The following is a 13,813-nucleotide window of genomic DNA, read 5'->3' on the forward strand; positions in this document are numbered from 1 at the left end:
CGCGGACCGCGACCCCCCTGATGCGCGCGCTGCGCGCGCCGGCCGCTGGGCGGCGTCCCCGTACTTGCCCACCTGACGTTACCGAAGGCCGATTTGGGGGTCGAGCCCAGACGGGTGACTGCATCGTCACGACCTCGTCACCGCGGCCGCGCGGCGTACGGCGCCGTGCCACCCTCGGCCGGCCCCGGGCCCGCGCGCGGCAAGGCCGCCGGCGCCGCCCCGCGTTCGGCGGTGCGGCCCGGCGGCCTGCGGTACGGGCGGCGCCCGCGGGAGGGGTCAGCAGAACGGAATGTGGTCCACGTTCTTGACCCAGCGCGCGGAGATGAAGCCGTTGTGGGAGCCGATCTTGTACCAGAGGGAGTTGCCGAACACGTCCTGGCCCTCGACCTTGCAGTCGATCCAGACGATCTCTCCGCGCGGGATGAAGCCCTTCTCGTGGGAGGCGGTGGTGGGCTGCGAGCGGATCAGGACGCCGGGCTTGGCGATCACCACGCCGCGCTGCGACTTGTGCCAGTCGTCTTCCCAGGTCTTCATGGCGGGCGCGTGACCCGTCGTGGTGGTGGCCGCCACCGGGGCCGCGCCCAGCAGCCCCAGCGCCATGGCTCCCGTGGCGAGTGCGACGGCGGTCTTCTTTCTCTTCAGCACAGATGCCCCTTGACAGTCGATCGGAGTGAGGCGGTCGCCTCGGTCCGGTTTGTACGACTATCTGACCGATGTCTGGGGCTTAGCTCGCTGAAGTAGGACTATTTCCCCCGATTGGCAGGACGGCCTCCCGCGTACGGCCCACATCCGCCGCTACGCGGGGCCGCCCGCGCTCTCCACGAGGTGCAGCAGCAGCGCGGCGGCGGACTTGACGTCCCCGGTCGTGCCGGGCATCACCTGGCGGCCGACATGGTTGCCCCAGCCGGGCGACGTGTTGTACTTCGTGCCGTTCAGCGTCAGTGCCACGGTCTGGCCGCGCGTGAAGCGGACCATGGAGCCGGTGACCGCCGTCAGGGGACCGCTGTCGATGACCCGTCCGTTCGAGTCGAAGAGACTCAGCGTGCCCTTGTCCACGGTGATCGTGCCGTGCTGGGCCAGGGGCCGCAGCCCCTTGCCGATCTGCACCTGGTCGAAGACGTACTCGGGCTCGCTCACACGTTCTCCCTCTCGGGTCGCGGATCCTCCGGACGGGCGCACGGGCTACGGCTCGCCGACCTCCGTGCGGGGCTCGGCGCGGGCCGTGCCGGTGGCCTCCAGGGGGCCGCTGAGGGCCAGGCCCGTCAGCAGCGGGCGGTAACTGAGGACGATCTCGACCTCGACGTGATCGGCCGCCGCGCTCGTACACGTCGCGGCCTCGACATCGCCGTTGTGGACCGTCACATGCGACATGAACTCCTGCACCCGGCTGTCGCAGTTCTCGTACCGGATCGGGGCCTCCAGGTCCGTCTGGCCCTCGTACAGCGCTTCCTTGTCGGTGTCCTGCGCCGCGTACCGCGCCGCCTGCTCCGCGATGTCCGCCGCCCGCTCGCGCTGCGAGATCGCCAGCCCGCCGTCGACCACGAACGCGGCCAGCGCCATGAACAGGAACGCGAAGATGATGACCGCGCCCGCGCCCGAGCCCCGGTCGTCCAGCTTCTCCACCCGCCCGGCCAGGCCCGCGCGCAGCCGCGCGGCCAGGACACGCACCCGCGTCATGCCGCCCTCCGGTACGGGTCGAGCGGCGCGGACGAGGAGCCCGTCATCCGCGGGTCGATGTCCAGGCCCAGCATCCCCAGGCCCTTCACCTCGCAGGTCACCTCCACGGTGATGACGTTGCTGGCGGCACCCGGCTCCGGCGGCGAGAAGTCCCCCGACAGGTCCACGTCCACCGGGCCCGCGCACACGTCGCCCTCCAACTGCGACTCCGCCGCCCGCTGCGCGGCCTGCTGCGCGTCGCCCACGGTGCGCTGCAGGGACGCGGCCCGTACCGCGTCGCGCGCCGCGCCGTCGACCCCGCCGCGGCCGTCGACCAACTGGCCGAAGGCGACGAGGACGAGGATGAAAAGGAACATCACCGGGGCGAGGATCACCACCTCGATGGTCGTCACCCCCCGGTCGGACCGGAGGTCACGGCGCTCCCCCGGCTCCCCGGGCGCTCCCGGAGAACCCGCCTCCCCCCGGCCGTCGTGTGCCTTGCTCACAGTCATGAGCCCCATCCCCCCATCATCGAGTCTCGACCTCGTGGATGCCCCGGCCTTCGGGCCGGGGAGGAAAAGCACTCCTGCACAACAGGGCAGGGAGAGCCGGTTCGCCGCCAGGGCGGACCGGCGTCTGCCTCCGCCTACCGGGAGGCCGTTCACAAGTTGGTCTAGTAGTATGTGAAAAATGAGCGCCACTCAGGTGAAGCGGGCGTTCAAGTACCGCTTCCACCCGACCGATGCGCAGGCAGCCGAGCTGTCCCGCACGTTCGGCTGTGTGCGGAAGGTCTACAACCTCGCCCTCGCCGCGCGCACGGAAGCCTGGGGGCGCCAGCAGCGGGTGAACTACAACCAGACGTCGGCGATGCTGACGGCCTGGAAGAAGACGGAGGAACTCGCGTACCTCAACGAGGTCTCCTCCGTCCCGCTCCAGCAGGCGCTCCGGCACCTTCAGGTCGCGTTCACCAACTTCTTCGGGAAACGGGCAAGGTATCCACGCTTCAAGTCGCGGAAGAAGTCGCGGAAGTCCGCGGAGTACACCACCAGTGCCTTCCGGTTCCGCAACGGCCGGCTGACCCTCGCGAAGATGGCCGAGCCGCTCGACATCGTGTGGTCCCGTCCGCTCCCTGAAGGTGCGTCGCCGTCGACCGTGACTGTGTCGCAGGACGCTGCCGGGCGCTGGCATGTATCCCTGCTGTGCGAGGACCCGACGGTCCAACCACTCCCGGCCACCGACACCGCCATCGGCATCGACGTGGGACTCGATCACCTGTTGACTCTGTCGAACGGGGAGAAGGTCTCCAACCCCAGGCACGAACGCCGTGACCGTGCACGCCTTGTCAAAGCTCAGCGGCAGCTTGCCCGCAAGGCCAAGGGTGACGGCACGAACCGGGCAAAGGCGCGCCGGAAGGCCGCCAAGGTCTATGCCCGCATCGCCGACCGCAGGCGTGATCACCTGCACAAGATCACCACTCGACTCATTCGTGAAAACCAAACGATCGTGATCGAGGACCTCGCCGTTCGTAACATGGTGAAGAACGGCAGCCTGGCCAGGGCTATCAGCGATGCAGCCTGGTCGGAGTTCCGGAGCATGCTGGAGTACAAGGCCCAGTGGTACGGGCGCGAAGTGATCGCGGTCGACCGCTTCTTCCCCTCCTCGAAGCTGTGCTCCGTCTGCCGCACCCTGCAGGACAGGATGCCGCCGCACGTGCGCACCTGGACATGCGACGACTGCGGCACGACCCACGACCGGGACGTAAACGCGGCGAAGAACCTTCTGGCCGTCGGGCTGACGGCGTCTGTCTGTGGAGCTGGTGTAAGACCTCAACGGAGAACTCCGGGCGGGCAGTCGGCGACGAAGCAGAAACCCCTACAGCGCGAGCCGTAGGAACCCCCTCTCACGAGGGGGAGGAAGTCAACCCAGATCCGGTACGAACCGTTCGATCGGCCCCTCCGACTCCGCCCGCGCCTTGAGGTCGATGAACGGGAAGACGTTGACCACGCCGCCCTCCACCGCCACCCCGACCCGGTCGTCCGCGGCTTCGTACACCCGGATGTCCGGGCTGGTGAGCAGCTTCGGGCCGACCGTGTTCAGCCGCTCCCGCGCCGCCTGCTGGGCCAGCCCCTGCCAGCCGCCCGGGTTCGACTCGGCCGTCCTGCGCGCCTCGCGCGCCCCGTGCTGCGCAGTCGCCTGCGCGACGTGGTCGGCGAAGAAGTACAGCCCGAACTGCACGGTGGCGAAGATCATGAAGTACAGCACCGGGGTGAGCAGCACGAACTCGACTGCGGACATGCCGCGGTCGCCTCCGCCGACGCCGTGCCGCCCGCTCCCCGGCCCCGTGTCACCGCCACCGCCGTCGCCGCGGCAGGCGTCGAGCCTGCGCCGCAGCCACGCCGGTGCCTGTGCCCTTGTCGTCATGATCGTCAGCCCGCCCCGTCAGCCGGCGGCTCAGCAGCCGTCTGCGCCGGCGTTGCTGATGCAGTCCTTGACGTCGTTCGCGCCGTCGGACAGCGCCTGGTTGATGATGACCGCGACCGCGCTGACGATCGCGACCACGATGGCGGAGATGATCACCCACTCCACGGCGGAGGCGCCGCGGTCCAGTTCGCCCGAGCGGGCGCGCTCCACGCGGCCGCGCAGGAAGGTGACCAGAAAGTCGATGGCCGGATGTCCGGTGCTGGTGAAGCGGTTCTTCATGACGTCGTTACGTCCTCTCTGCGTAGTGGGGGGATGACTCAGACCTGCAACACGCGGATCGCCGCGGGATAGACCAGGAAGACCAGGAACCCGGCGCACAGCAGTAGTTGTGCGACGAGCATGGACTGCGACTTCTCGCCTGCCGCCCCCTCGATTTCGGCAAGCTCGCGGTGCCTCATGGTCTCCGCCCTGGCCGCCAGCGACTCGCGCACCTTCGCGCCGTCGTCGGAGACCAGCGCCAGCGACGCCGACAGGTCCTTCAGCTCTTCGATCCCCAGCTCGTCGCCGAGATTGCCGAGCGCCTGCCACTGGCTGGTGCCGGTGATCCGGGCGTCGGCAAGTGCGTTGCGCACCCTGCGCAGGGCCCAGCCGTCACTGATGTCGGCCGCGGCCATCAGGGCCTCGGGCAGGCCGCGCCCGCCCGCGAGGTTCATCGCCACCAGGTCCAGGTACGCGCCCACCACGCGGCGCAGGTCCTTGCGCTTGTCGGCGGCGTCCCTGCGTACCTCCAGGTCGGGCAGGAGGAAGAAGAGCAGGGCGGCGACCAGCGCGAGCCAGACCGGGATGACGGGGTTCAGGCCGAAGCCGGCCACCGAGATCAGCGCGTACACGCCGGGGCCGAAGACCAGCCCCACCGCGGACAGCAGCACCTTCGTCGCCAGGAAGCTCTCCCAGGAACGGTCCAGCACCGCCAGGTCGGAGCGGAGCGAACGCTGCTCCCATCCCTGCCGCAGATAGAACTCCGCGGCCCGCTCCCCGACCTGCGCGCGCAGCCCCCCGAAGCGTCCCTCCTCCTGCTGCTTCGGCGAGGAGGTCGTCGTCCGGCCCGAGCCGCGGGCGCGCAGCGCGTCGACCCGCGCGACCGTCGCGACCGCGCCGCGGCGGCCGGGCGCGATGGCCCGTACGAGCAGATAGATGCCCAGGCCCATCACCGCGCCGATGACGACGGAGTACGTCAGTGTGTCCGCACCCTGGAACTCCATCAGGAGACCTCCTCACGCGGCCGGACGAAGGCGACCTGCTGCGGCTGCTGCTTGGCGCCGGCCAGGAAGCGCTCCGGCGTCTCGATCGTCGACAGCTTGCGCAGCCACCAGAAGCCGGCCGCGAACAGCCCGCAGACGCAGGCCAGGACCACCTGGCCGACGGGCGAGCCGTACGGCTCGACGAAGCCGCGGTTGAAGACCGACAGGCCGAGCACGAACGCCACCGAGACGCTGACGACGATCTGCACGCTGCGCCGCGTCGAGGCGCGCTGCGCCATCACGCGCTGGCGCATGTCGACCTCTTCGCGCGCCGACTTCGCCAGCGCGCCCAGCACCTCGCGCAGACCGGGGCCGCGCAGCCGGGCGTTGAGGATCAGGGCGGCGATGATCAGGTCCGCGGAGGCGTCGTCGAGGTCGTCGGCGAGGTGCTGCAGGGCGTCCGGCAGGGGCGTACGGGACCGCAACCGGTCGACCATCGCGTCCAGATGCGGCCGCAGCGCGGGCGCCGCGGCGCGGGCAGAGGCCGGAATGGCCTGCTCCAGGCCGACCGCGCCGGCGATCGTGTCGCGCAGCGACTCCGTCCACTGGGCCAGCGCCTCGACCCGCTTCATCGCCATCCGCTCGGCCGCCGCGCCGCCGAAGAGCTTGTCCCAGAACGCCACCAGTACGCCGGTCGCCAGACCCGCGACCGGCCAGCGGGTCAGCAGCAGCACCAGCAGCCCGGCGACCGCCGCGAGCGTCGCCCGCTGGCTGGCGAACCGCACCAGCTCCGCGGCCCGTTCGCCCTGCTGCGCCTTCTCGTGCTCCGGCTTCGCCGGCAGCCCGCGCAGCGCGACGACGAGCAGCGCGATGCCGCCGCCGATCACCGCGCCGGCGAGCAGCCCGTAGCCCATCGTGGCGGAGAAGACCGATCCGTTCATGGGCAGCTACCTCCAATCCCCGCTGGGCTGGTAACCGAACGGAATGAGCTCGTCGATGCAGTGGATCGGCGCGTGCGGGTGCAGCAGGCCGTCCGGGCCCTCCTTGAAGACCTCGGACGACATCACGCGGCCGTCCACGCCGTTGACCTCGCGCACCGAGGTGACCGAGCGCTGCAGGCCGCCGCCCACGTGGTAGAGGTTGCGCCGCTCGATGAAGACGACGAAGTCGATGGCGCCGGCGACCAGCATCTGGCTGGCCTCCACCGGCAGCCGCTCGCTGGCCTGGAGCGCGTACGTCGAGATGCGGTTGAACACCTCGGAGGAGCTGTTGGCGTGGATCGTGGACAGCGAGCCGTCGTTGCCCTGCGACATCGCGTTGAGCATGGTGACGATCTCGTCGCCGAGCACCTCGCCGACGATGACGCGGGACGGGTTCATACGCAGCGACCTGCGCACCAGCTCGGCCATCGTGATGGCGCCGTGGCCCTCGGAGTTGGGCAGCCGCTCCTCGAACGCGACCACGTTGGGGTGCAGCTCGGGGAACTGGTCCAGGCCCAGCTCCAGCGCGCGCTCCACGGTGACCAGGCGCTCGACCGCGGGGATCTCGTTGGCCAGTGCGCGCAGCAGCGTCGTCTTCCCGGCGTTGGTGGCGCCGGCGATCATGATGTTCTTACGGGCCCGTACCGCGCAGGTCAGGAAGGAACCCAGCTCGGCCGAGATCGTCGCGTTGCCGACGAGGTCGGGCAGGAAGACCTTGCCGAGGCGGGCGCGGCGGATGGACAGCGCCGGGCGGCGGGTGACGTCCATGACCGCCGAGAGCCGGGAGCCGTCGGGCAGACGCAGGTCGAGCTGCGGGTTGGCGGAGTCGAAGGGGCGGGACGACAGGCCGGAGTAGGCGCCGAGTATCTGGATCAGCTCGACGAGTTCCTCGTCGCTCTCGGCCACCGGGTCGACCTTGGCCTCGCGCCCGTCGGCGTAGCCGACGAAGACGTGGTCGAAGCCGTTGATGTCGATGTTCTCGACCTCGGGGTCGTCCAGCAGCGGCTGCAGCCGGCCGACGCCGAAGAGGGCGGCGTGCACGGCCGCGGCGTACGCCTCCTCGGTCTCGGCATCCAGCGGCGTGCGGCCGTAGTTGATCTCGGAGCGGGCGTAGTCCTCCAGGATCTGCGCGATGACGGCGCGGGCGAAGTGCCGCTCGTCCTCGGCGGACATGGGGGTGACGCCGGCGAGCTGGTCCTCGTGGCGCTGCCGGGCGATGCGATCGCCGGCCTCCTGGCGGAAGCGTTTGACGAGGCCGTGGTCTACTGCGGGTCCGCTGCTCATCGGGCGGCTCCATGGCGGGGGCCGGGGCCCTGCGTCGGGCCGGGGCCGGGGTTGGCGCCGGGGGCGCCGTAGGCGGGGTGCTGGCCGGGGGCGCCGGGCTGGCCGGGCTGAGCCGGGGCCGCGGGGGCTCCCGGCCGGCCGGGCTGGCCGGGGGCCTGGGGCTGCTGGGCGTGGGGCTGCTGCGGGGCCGGGTGGCCGGGCTGCTGCGGGGCCGTCCCCTGGCCCGTGGCGCCGCCGTACGGTGCCGGCGGGGCCCCGCCGCCGTACGGCGCCTGCGGTGCGCCCGCGGACGCCGGCTCGGCCAGCAGCGAGCTGCCGAAGTGCTGGTGCAGATCGCTGGCGACCTTGCGGATGGACCGTACGAGCATCGACTTCTCCGGGCGCCCGCGCCGCCGACCGGCCAACTGCTCGGCGCCCGCGACGTCGTCCGCGATCACCCCGAGCACGCGGGCGCCCGACTGCGACGCCGTGAGCATGTCGTTGACCTGCGCGGCGACCTTCGCGGCGCCGGACGGCTCGGTGACCAGCAGCACGCCGATCAGCGGCGTGCCCAGCGCCGCCGCGCCGCGCTGCGTGCCGTGCAGCCGCGCGGACAGGGACGATGCCCGGTCCCGTACCCGCGCGATCTGCTCGGGCAGCGCACGGGCCACCAGCAGCACCAGCGCGGCGTGCGAGAACAGCTCGACGGTGCCGGAGTCCACGCCGACGCGGCCGCAGTCCGCGATCACGTCCGCGCCGCCGTGCGGCGACTCGGCGAGCGCGGCGAACGCGCGGCCCAGCGTGGGCCAGAGCCGGGTGAGTCCCGCGGACTGGTCGGAGTTGCCGAGGCCGACGATGACGTCGAGCCCGCCGGACATCGGCTGCGCGTGGTCCCACAACTGCTCCGCGGCGATCCCGCGGCGGGCGGTCGCGGCCAGCGACAGCATGCCGGTGTTCGGGTCGAGTGAGTTGCCGTTCTGCCCGACCGAGCGGTAGACGAGGTCGCCGCCCGCCGGGTCCGCCTCGGCGAGCAGCGCGCGCCGGGGCCAGACGGCGGCCAGCGCGACGGCGGTCGTCGTCACGCCGGGCGCGCCCTTGTCGGCCGCGACTGCGATCAGCGCCATGGTTGGTTCCCTCGCTCCCGTGAAGACCCGCTACGACGTCAGCTACCGCTGGATACGAGAGTCAGGCCGACTTCCTTCTCGGACGCCGCCGCCACGAGAGGGCCCGCCTGTGTCTTGTCGACGAGGAGATTGACGGTGACGGTTCCACTGGTGACCGTGCCCTCGTCGCCGCGGCTGATGCTCTGCACCTTGACGCCCTCCGCGAGCACGTCGCCGGTCGTGACGGTGCCGGAGGAGCCGGTGCTGCCGTCGTCGCTGCCGGACGTGCTCGGGCTGTCGCCGACGAAGTAGGCGTCGACGCGGGCGCCGTCGACCAGGCCGCCGGGCATCTGGCCGGACTCCATGGTCACGCCGACCACGGTCTGACCCTCCTCCAGGCCCTTGCCCTTCTGGATCATCTCGCTGACCAGGACGCTGCCGGGGACGAGGTCGGTGGTGGCGTAGAACTTGTCGAGGTCGCCCCGCAGGTCCCAGCGGATGTAGGGGATGTCGCTGTCCTCCGGCATCATCACCTGCTCGATGTCGGCGTCGGTGATGCCTTCGCCGGCGGGGACGCGCTCGGAGATCTGCACGGCCGCCACCTGGTTGCCGGCGCGGAGCACGAGCACCGCCGTGCCCAACGCGCCCGCGAGAATGAGCAGCACGGCCAGAGCGGCCAGCGCGGGTTTGCGTTCGCGAGGAGCAAACGGCAGTCTGTCGCCGGACTGCGGAACAGGGGCGGCCGACCTGCCGCCCGCGGCTGCCGTGCGTTCCCTGGTCTTCACGGAATCACCCCGTAACTCGCCGTTTCCTGGCCGAAATTCCCCTACCTGATCGGCCGAGAACGCCGCAACAGGTTGTCAAGCCATCGAACCGTAGCAGTAGCCTAAACCCCCCTCAACCCGCGTCAGGCAACGAGAGCGTCACAGCCCATCGACAGTTCCGATAGCTGAGACGACAACCTTGCCGGGGCCGCAAATGACCAGCTTGCGGGGGCGTATGGGGCCGGATCCGGCGAGCGTGCGTGTCCACGCGCACGCCGGGAGCGGAGCCGGCGGCGGCGTTGCCGGGGTGCGCCGTGACAGAACTGTGGACCGGGTATTGGCGAATCCGGATATGTGCAGTCGCCAACTCGCCGAATGGACGGAATTCCACGGGAGTCGGGGCGCGATTACGGATGTCGGTGGTCGTCGCTACGATCCGGTGGGAAAGGGGGATACACATGCGACGGCCGGTGCGGCAGCGGGTGTGCGGCGGACTCGGGGGGTCCGGGGGGATGGTGACGTTCGTGGGGGGCGCGGGGGCGTCGGTGCGTACCTTACTGGCTGCCGTACTGCTGCTGCTTCTGGCGACCCTGCCGGGCGCCGGGGCCGGGCCGTTGGCGGGGACCGCGGCCGCGGCGGGCCGGGCGGAGGGGGACGGCGCCGGGCAGGCGGCGTATCTGGCGGAGCGGTTGCGCGCCGACCCGGTGTACGTGACGGACCAGGCTCCGCGCGAGATACCGCGGTCCTCCGCCCCGGAGTTCGCGAAGGCCGCGAAGCGGACGGGCGTGCCGACCTACGTCGTGCTGCTGCCCGAGCGCAACCCGTTCGACGAGCGGCTGCTCGGCGCCGTGCACGACAGGCTGCGCCGGGACGGGCTGTACGTACTGCTGGACAGCAGCGGCATCGGCATCACCGCCGTGCCGTTCGGCGTCGACGTGCCTGCGGAGTCGGCGACGACGGTGGCGCTGTATGAACTGCCGTACGACGCCGGGCCGCTGCTGACGTTCCGGCGCTTCGTGGAGGTGCTGACCGACGACGACCCGGCGGGGCGTGCGGAGGCGGCGCGGAAGAAGTACGGCGGCGACGCGGGCCGCGCGCCGAAGGAGGAACCCGACAAGCTGCACATCACGCGCACCGACCGCGCGAACCAGTCATTCCTGACGGGCATCCTGCTGGCCGGAGTCCCGCTGCTGACGCTGCTGCTGGTGCTGCACGTGCTGCGGCGGCGGAGGCGCCGGGCCGCCGCGGGCGCCAAGTCGCCGGCCCGCGGCTTCGCCGGCGTCGGCGGGCGCGGGCTGCTCGCGGCGGTCGCGACGGCGGCGGTGCTGGCCGGGGGCATCGCACTGGGCGCCGCGGTGACGTACGACGACGAGACGACCGACCCGGGCCCGCCGCCGACGCGGGCGGACATGGACGCCCGGCTGGACCGGGTGTCGGCGGGGCTCGCGAAGGACCCGGTGTACGTGGATCCGGAGTCGCCCGCGCAGATCGACTCGGGGGAACTGACGGGACTGCGCGAGAAGATCGACGGTCTCGACGTGCCCGTGTACGTGGCCTCGGTGCCGATGGCGCCGGAGGACGAGTCCGGCGGGCAGGGGGACACGTTCCTGAAGTCGCTGGGCCGGACGGTCGGCGAGGACGGCATCTACGTCCTGGCCGATCCGAGGAGCGGCTACGTCAACGCCGTGGACTACGGGATCGGGCTGGACGTCGACCTGTATCTGCTGCCGGAGGCGATCGGGTACCCGTCACGCGACGTGGACGACGACGACCTGCGGCTCGGCGAGCGGGTCGGGATGCTGGTCGAGGAGCTGACCGGCGCACGGCCGGGCGGCGCCCCCGGGAGGGCACCGTCGCCCATGGACCCGCCGGACCCGGTGGCCGAGGACGCGCTGCCGTCGGTGTTCGCGGCGGACTTCGTCCCGGGGCTGTTCGTGGGGACGCTGGCGGCGGGGCTGGCGTTCGGGCTGGTGGCGGGGACGATGCGGATCTTCGGCAGGGCGAGGTCTGCCGTGGTGGCCGCCGACCGGCCGTCGTACGAGGCACCGCCGGACCCCTCGGAGGCGTACCTCAGGCGGACGGCCCACACCGAGCTGGAGGCGCTGGCGAAGGAGTTCGAGTCGGCGGACCCGCAGGGGGCCGTACATATCCGGGTGTGGGACTGCCTGGACGCGGCGCAGTTGCTGGTCGACGTGGAGGAGGACGGCCGCATCGACGCGAACGCGACCCCGGAGGCGCTGGCGACGGCGATCACACTGACCCGCGCTGCCCGCGCGACCCTGGCCGCCCCGGGAGGCACCCCGGCACAGCTCTGCACCCTGAACCCGATGCACGGCCCCGCCCACGGCAGGCAACGCACCCGCCTGACCCCAGGGGCCCCCGCCCGCGCGGTCCCGCTCTGCGCCGGCTGCCGCGGGGCGGCGACGTCGAACCCCGGCACGGCGCACACCCGGCGCCTCACCCTCCCGTCGCCGCGCGGGGAGGCCCGTATCCCGTACGACGACGCACCCGGCCCGCTGCGCACGGCGGGCGAGGGGGTCCCCCGGCTGATCCGTGAGGTGAAGGAGGCCGCCGGTGTCCAGGACTGAGGAAGGTCGGGGGCGTGTGGAGGGGCGTGTGGAGGGGCGCGCGAGGCGACCGCGGGCCAAGCGGGTGGCTGTGGGTGGCGCCCTGGCCGCGCTGCTGCTCGTCCTCCTCCCCGCCGCCCCCGCCGCCTGGGCGGCGCCCAGCCCCGGGGAGGAGATCGCGGCCCGCCTCCGCGACTCCCCCGTCTACGTACACGACGCCTACACCGGCGCCGTGGACAAGGCGCGGCAGCGCACCCTCACCGCGCAGATCGAGGAGACGGGGCTGCCGATCAAGGTGGTGCTCGTCCCGCTCGCGAAGGGCGACGACTTCGCCGGGGACCCCGGGACGCTCGCGGAGGTGGTGCGGGGACGGCTCGGCGACGGGGACCTGATCCTCGTCACGACCAGCGAACAGGCCGACTGGCTGCAGGGCTTCGAGTGGCCGGGCGACGCCCACCAGGCGCAGGACGCGGTGGGCGCGGTGGGACACCTGGACGAGATGAACGAGGCGGGGCTCGCGGCGCGGGTGGAGAAGGCCGTGGAGCTGATCGACGCGGGGAACGGCACGGAGGTGTACGAGGAGGCAGTGGCCGACCTGGGCGGCGGCACGGAGAGGGCGGACGACCCGGACGCGGAGGAGGAAGAGGCAGAGGGAGGTTCGGCCCTGCCGCCCGCTCTGGGCGGCGCGGCGGCGGCCGTCGCCGTCATCGCCGGGCTGGCGTGGTACGTACGCCGCGGCCGGACGGGATCCCGGGCCGGATCCCGGGCGGCCACGGCGCCGTTCGCGACGCCGCAGGCGGTGTTCGCGGCGGCCCGCGCGGCAGACGAGGCGGAGTTGCGGCGCCGCGCGGAGGAGGAGGTCGTGGCCCTGGGCGAGGCGGTACGGGAAGTGGAGACCGACACCCCCGACCGAGCAGCCCGCGTCCACGCCGCGCTGGACGCGTACGCCGCGGCGGGCACGGTCCTCGACGGCGCCCGGAGCCGCGCCGACCTGGCGGGCGTGCTGGCCCTGGTGGCGGAGGGCCGCGACGCCATGGAAGCCGCACGCACCACCCGCCCCCGCCGCACCACTCCGCTCCCCCTCTGCTTCTTCAACCCCCTCCACGGCCGCGCCACCCACCGCACCCGCTGGCGCCCCCTCGGCAGCCGCCGCCAACTCTCCATCGCCGCCTGCGACACCTGCACGAAGGCAATCCGCGAACGCCGCGCCCCGGAGGTCCTGACGGACACGACGGACGGCCGCGAGGTCCCGTACTTCGAGGTCCCGGCGGAATCCAGCGTCTGGGCAGCCACGGGCTACGGCTCCCTGACCCGGGACGCCTTGGCGCCCCGGGTGGCGCGGGGGGATTTCACCCGGACGAGGGGCTGAGGAGGACCGGAGACGACCGGCACGGGCAGACGGAGCACTGAGGCGGGCCGGGGGCGAGCGGGGGCGGAGGTACGCGATGGGGGCCGGACGCGGCGGGTTCGGTGCCGGATGGCGGGGTCGGTACCGGATGGGCAGGACCGCTACGGGACGGGCCGGACCGGTGCCGGACGGGCCGGACCGGTGGGGGATCGGCCGGACCGGTGGGGGATGGGCAGGACCGCTGCCGGGTGCGGCGTGATTCCCCCAAACCCCACTCCCCCTCACACCCACCCAAGGGTATGCGGCTGCGCTGACAACGCAGGGGGCTCACCGACGTGAGACGGGGCGGCGGCAACCAGTAGCGAGTGGCTCTCGTCCCGCGGTGGGGAGCTGTCTGCGGGGGCAGTCCAGCAGGGGGCAGACGGTGTGGCGGTCGTGACGACGGACGCACAGGAGCCGCGCGGCGCCGA

14 protein-coding genes are annotated in these 13,813 nt (G+C 72.3%); 3 read left to right on the top strand and 11 right to left on the bottom strand.

The window, feature by feature from the left end; all coding sequences use genetic code 11:
* Positions 1–276: 276 nt before the first annotated feature.
* From ABGA99_RS35490 to ABGA99_RS35505, 4 genes are all read right to left on the bottom strand, one after another.
* On the bottom strand, positions 277–645 hold the full coding sequence (locus tag ABGA99_RS35490) for an SH3 domain-containing protein (RefSeq protein WP_347581684.1): 369 nt from the start codon (positions 643–645) through the stop codon (positions 277–279).
* A gap of 150 nt (positions 646–795) precedes the next feature.
* Entirely contained in the window at positions 796–1,137 is a 342-nt protein-coding gene (locus ABGA99_RS35495) for a hypothetical protein (RefSeq protein WP_347581685.1), read from the bottom strand.
* 45 nt (positions 1,138–1,182) lie between these two features.
* Positions 1,183–1,677 carry a Tad domain-containing protein gene (locus ABGA99_RS35500; protein WP_347581686.1) on the bottom strand — a complete coding sequence of 165 codons (495 nt, stop codon included), beginning with the start codon at positions 1,675–1,677 and terminating at the stop codon, positions 1,183–1,185.
* Positions 1,674–2,069, bottom strand: coding sequence for a TadE family protein (locus ABGA99_RS35505; RefSeq protein WP_347581687.1), 396 nt, complete (start codon positions 2,067–2,069; stop codon positions 1,674–1,676). The genes ABGA99_RS35500 and ABGA99_RS35505 overlap by 4 nt, the downstream gene beginning before the upstream one ends.
* Positions 2,070–2,346: 277 nt before the next feature.
* Between ABGA99_RS35505 and ABGA99_RS35510 the strand changes: the two genes are divergently transcribed.
* Positions 2,347–3,546, top strand: a complete 1,200-nt coding sequence (locus ABGA99_RS35510; RefSeq protein WP_347584231.1) for an RNA-guided endonuclease TnpB family protein — start codon at positions 2,347–2,349, stop codon at positions 3,544–3,546.
* 27 nt (positions 3,547–3,573) lie between these two features.
* Here the strand turns inward: ABGA99_RS35510 and ABGA99_RS35515 are convergent, their stop codons facing one another.
* Genes ABGA99_RS35515 through ABGA99_RS35545 form a run of 7 tightly spaced genes read right to left on the bottom strand, consistent with a single transcriptional unit; the run spans position 3,574 to position 9,449 of the window.
* Positions 3,574–4,077 carry a TadE family protein gene (locus ABGA99_RS35515; protein ID WP_347584232.1) on the bottom strand — a complete coding sequence of 168 codons (504 nt, stop codon included), beginning with the start codon at positions 4,075–4,077 and terminating at the stop codon, positions 3,574–3,576.
* 30 nt (positions 4,078–4,107) lie between these two features.
* Complete coding sequence (locus ABGA99_RS35520) at positions 4,108–4,356, bottom strand: hypothetical protein (RefSeq protein WP_027770593.1); 249 nt, start codon at positions 4,354–4,356, stop codon at positions 4,108–4,110.
* A gap of 38 nt (positions 4,357–4,394) precedes the next feature.
* A complete protein-coding gene (locus ABGA99_RS35525; protein ID WP_347584233.1) occupies positions 4,395–5,339 on the bottom strand; it encodes a type II secretion system F family protein in 945 nt (314 codons plus the stop codon).
* Positions 5,339–6,259 carry a type II secretion system F family protein gene (locus ABGA99_RS35530; RefSeq protein WP_347581691.1) on the bottom strand — a complete coding sequence of 307 codons (921 nt, stop codon included), beginning with the start codon at positions 6,257–6,259 and terminating at the stop codon, positions 5,339–5,341. Before ABGA99_RS35530 ends, ABGA99_RS35525 begins: the two co-directional genes overlap by 1 nt.
* 6 nt (positions 6,260–6,265) lie before the next feature.
* Positions 6,266–7,582: an ATPase, T2SS/T4P/T4SS family gene (locus ABGA99_RS35535; protein WP_347581692.1), complete on the bottom strand. Its 1,317-nt coding sequence runs from the start codon at positions 7,580–7,582 to the stop codon at positions 6,266–6,268.
* Positions 7,579–8,685, bottom strand: coding sequence for a hypothetical protein (locus tag ABGA99_RS35540; RefSeq protein ID WP_347584234.1), 1,107 nt, complete (start codon positions 8,683–8,685; stop codon positions 7,579–7,581). The genes ABGA99_RS35535 and ABGA99_RS35540 overlap by 4 nt, the downstream gene beginning before the upstream one ends.
* A gap of 38 nt (positions 8,686–8,723) precedes the next feature.
* Positions 8,724–9,449, bottom strand: a complete 726-nt coding sequence (locus ABGA99_RS35545; protein WP_347581694.1) for a hypothetical protein — start codon at positions 9,447–9,449, stop codon at positions 8,724–8,726.
* Positions 9,450–9,973: 524 nt separating this feature from the next.
* Here ABGA99_RS35545 and ABGA99_RS35550 point away from each other — a divergent pair.
* Both ABGA99_RS35550 and ABGA99_RS35555 read left to right on the top strand, forming a co-directional pair.
* A complete protein-coding gene (locus ABGA99_RS35550) occupies positions 9,974–12,016 on the top strand; it encodes a hypothetical protein (protein ID WP_347581695.1) in 2,043 nt (680 codons plus the stop codon).
* 70 nt (positions 12,017–12,086) lie between these two features.
* Positions 12,087–13,364 (top strand): hypothetical protein, encoded by a 1,278-nt coding sequence (locus ABGA99_RS35555; protein WP_347581696.1) that lies wholly within the window; start codon positions 12,087–12,089, stop codon positions 13,362–13,364.
* The last annotated feature ends 449 nt before the right edge of the window (positions 13,365–13,813 follow it).

The organism is Streptomyces sp. B5E4, from assembly GCF_039871555.1.
GTDB lineage: Bacteria > Actinomycetota > Actinomycetes > Streptomycetales > Streptomycetaceae > Streptomyces.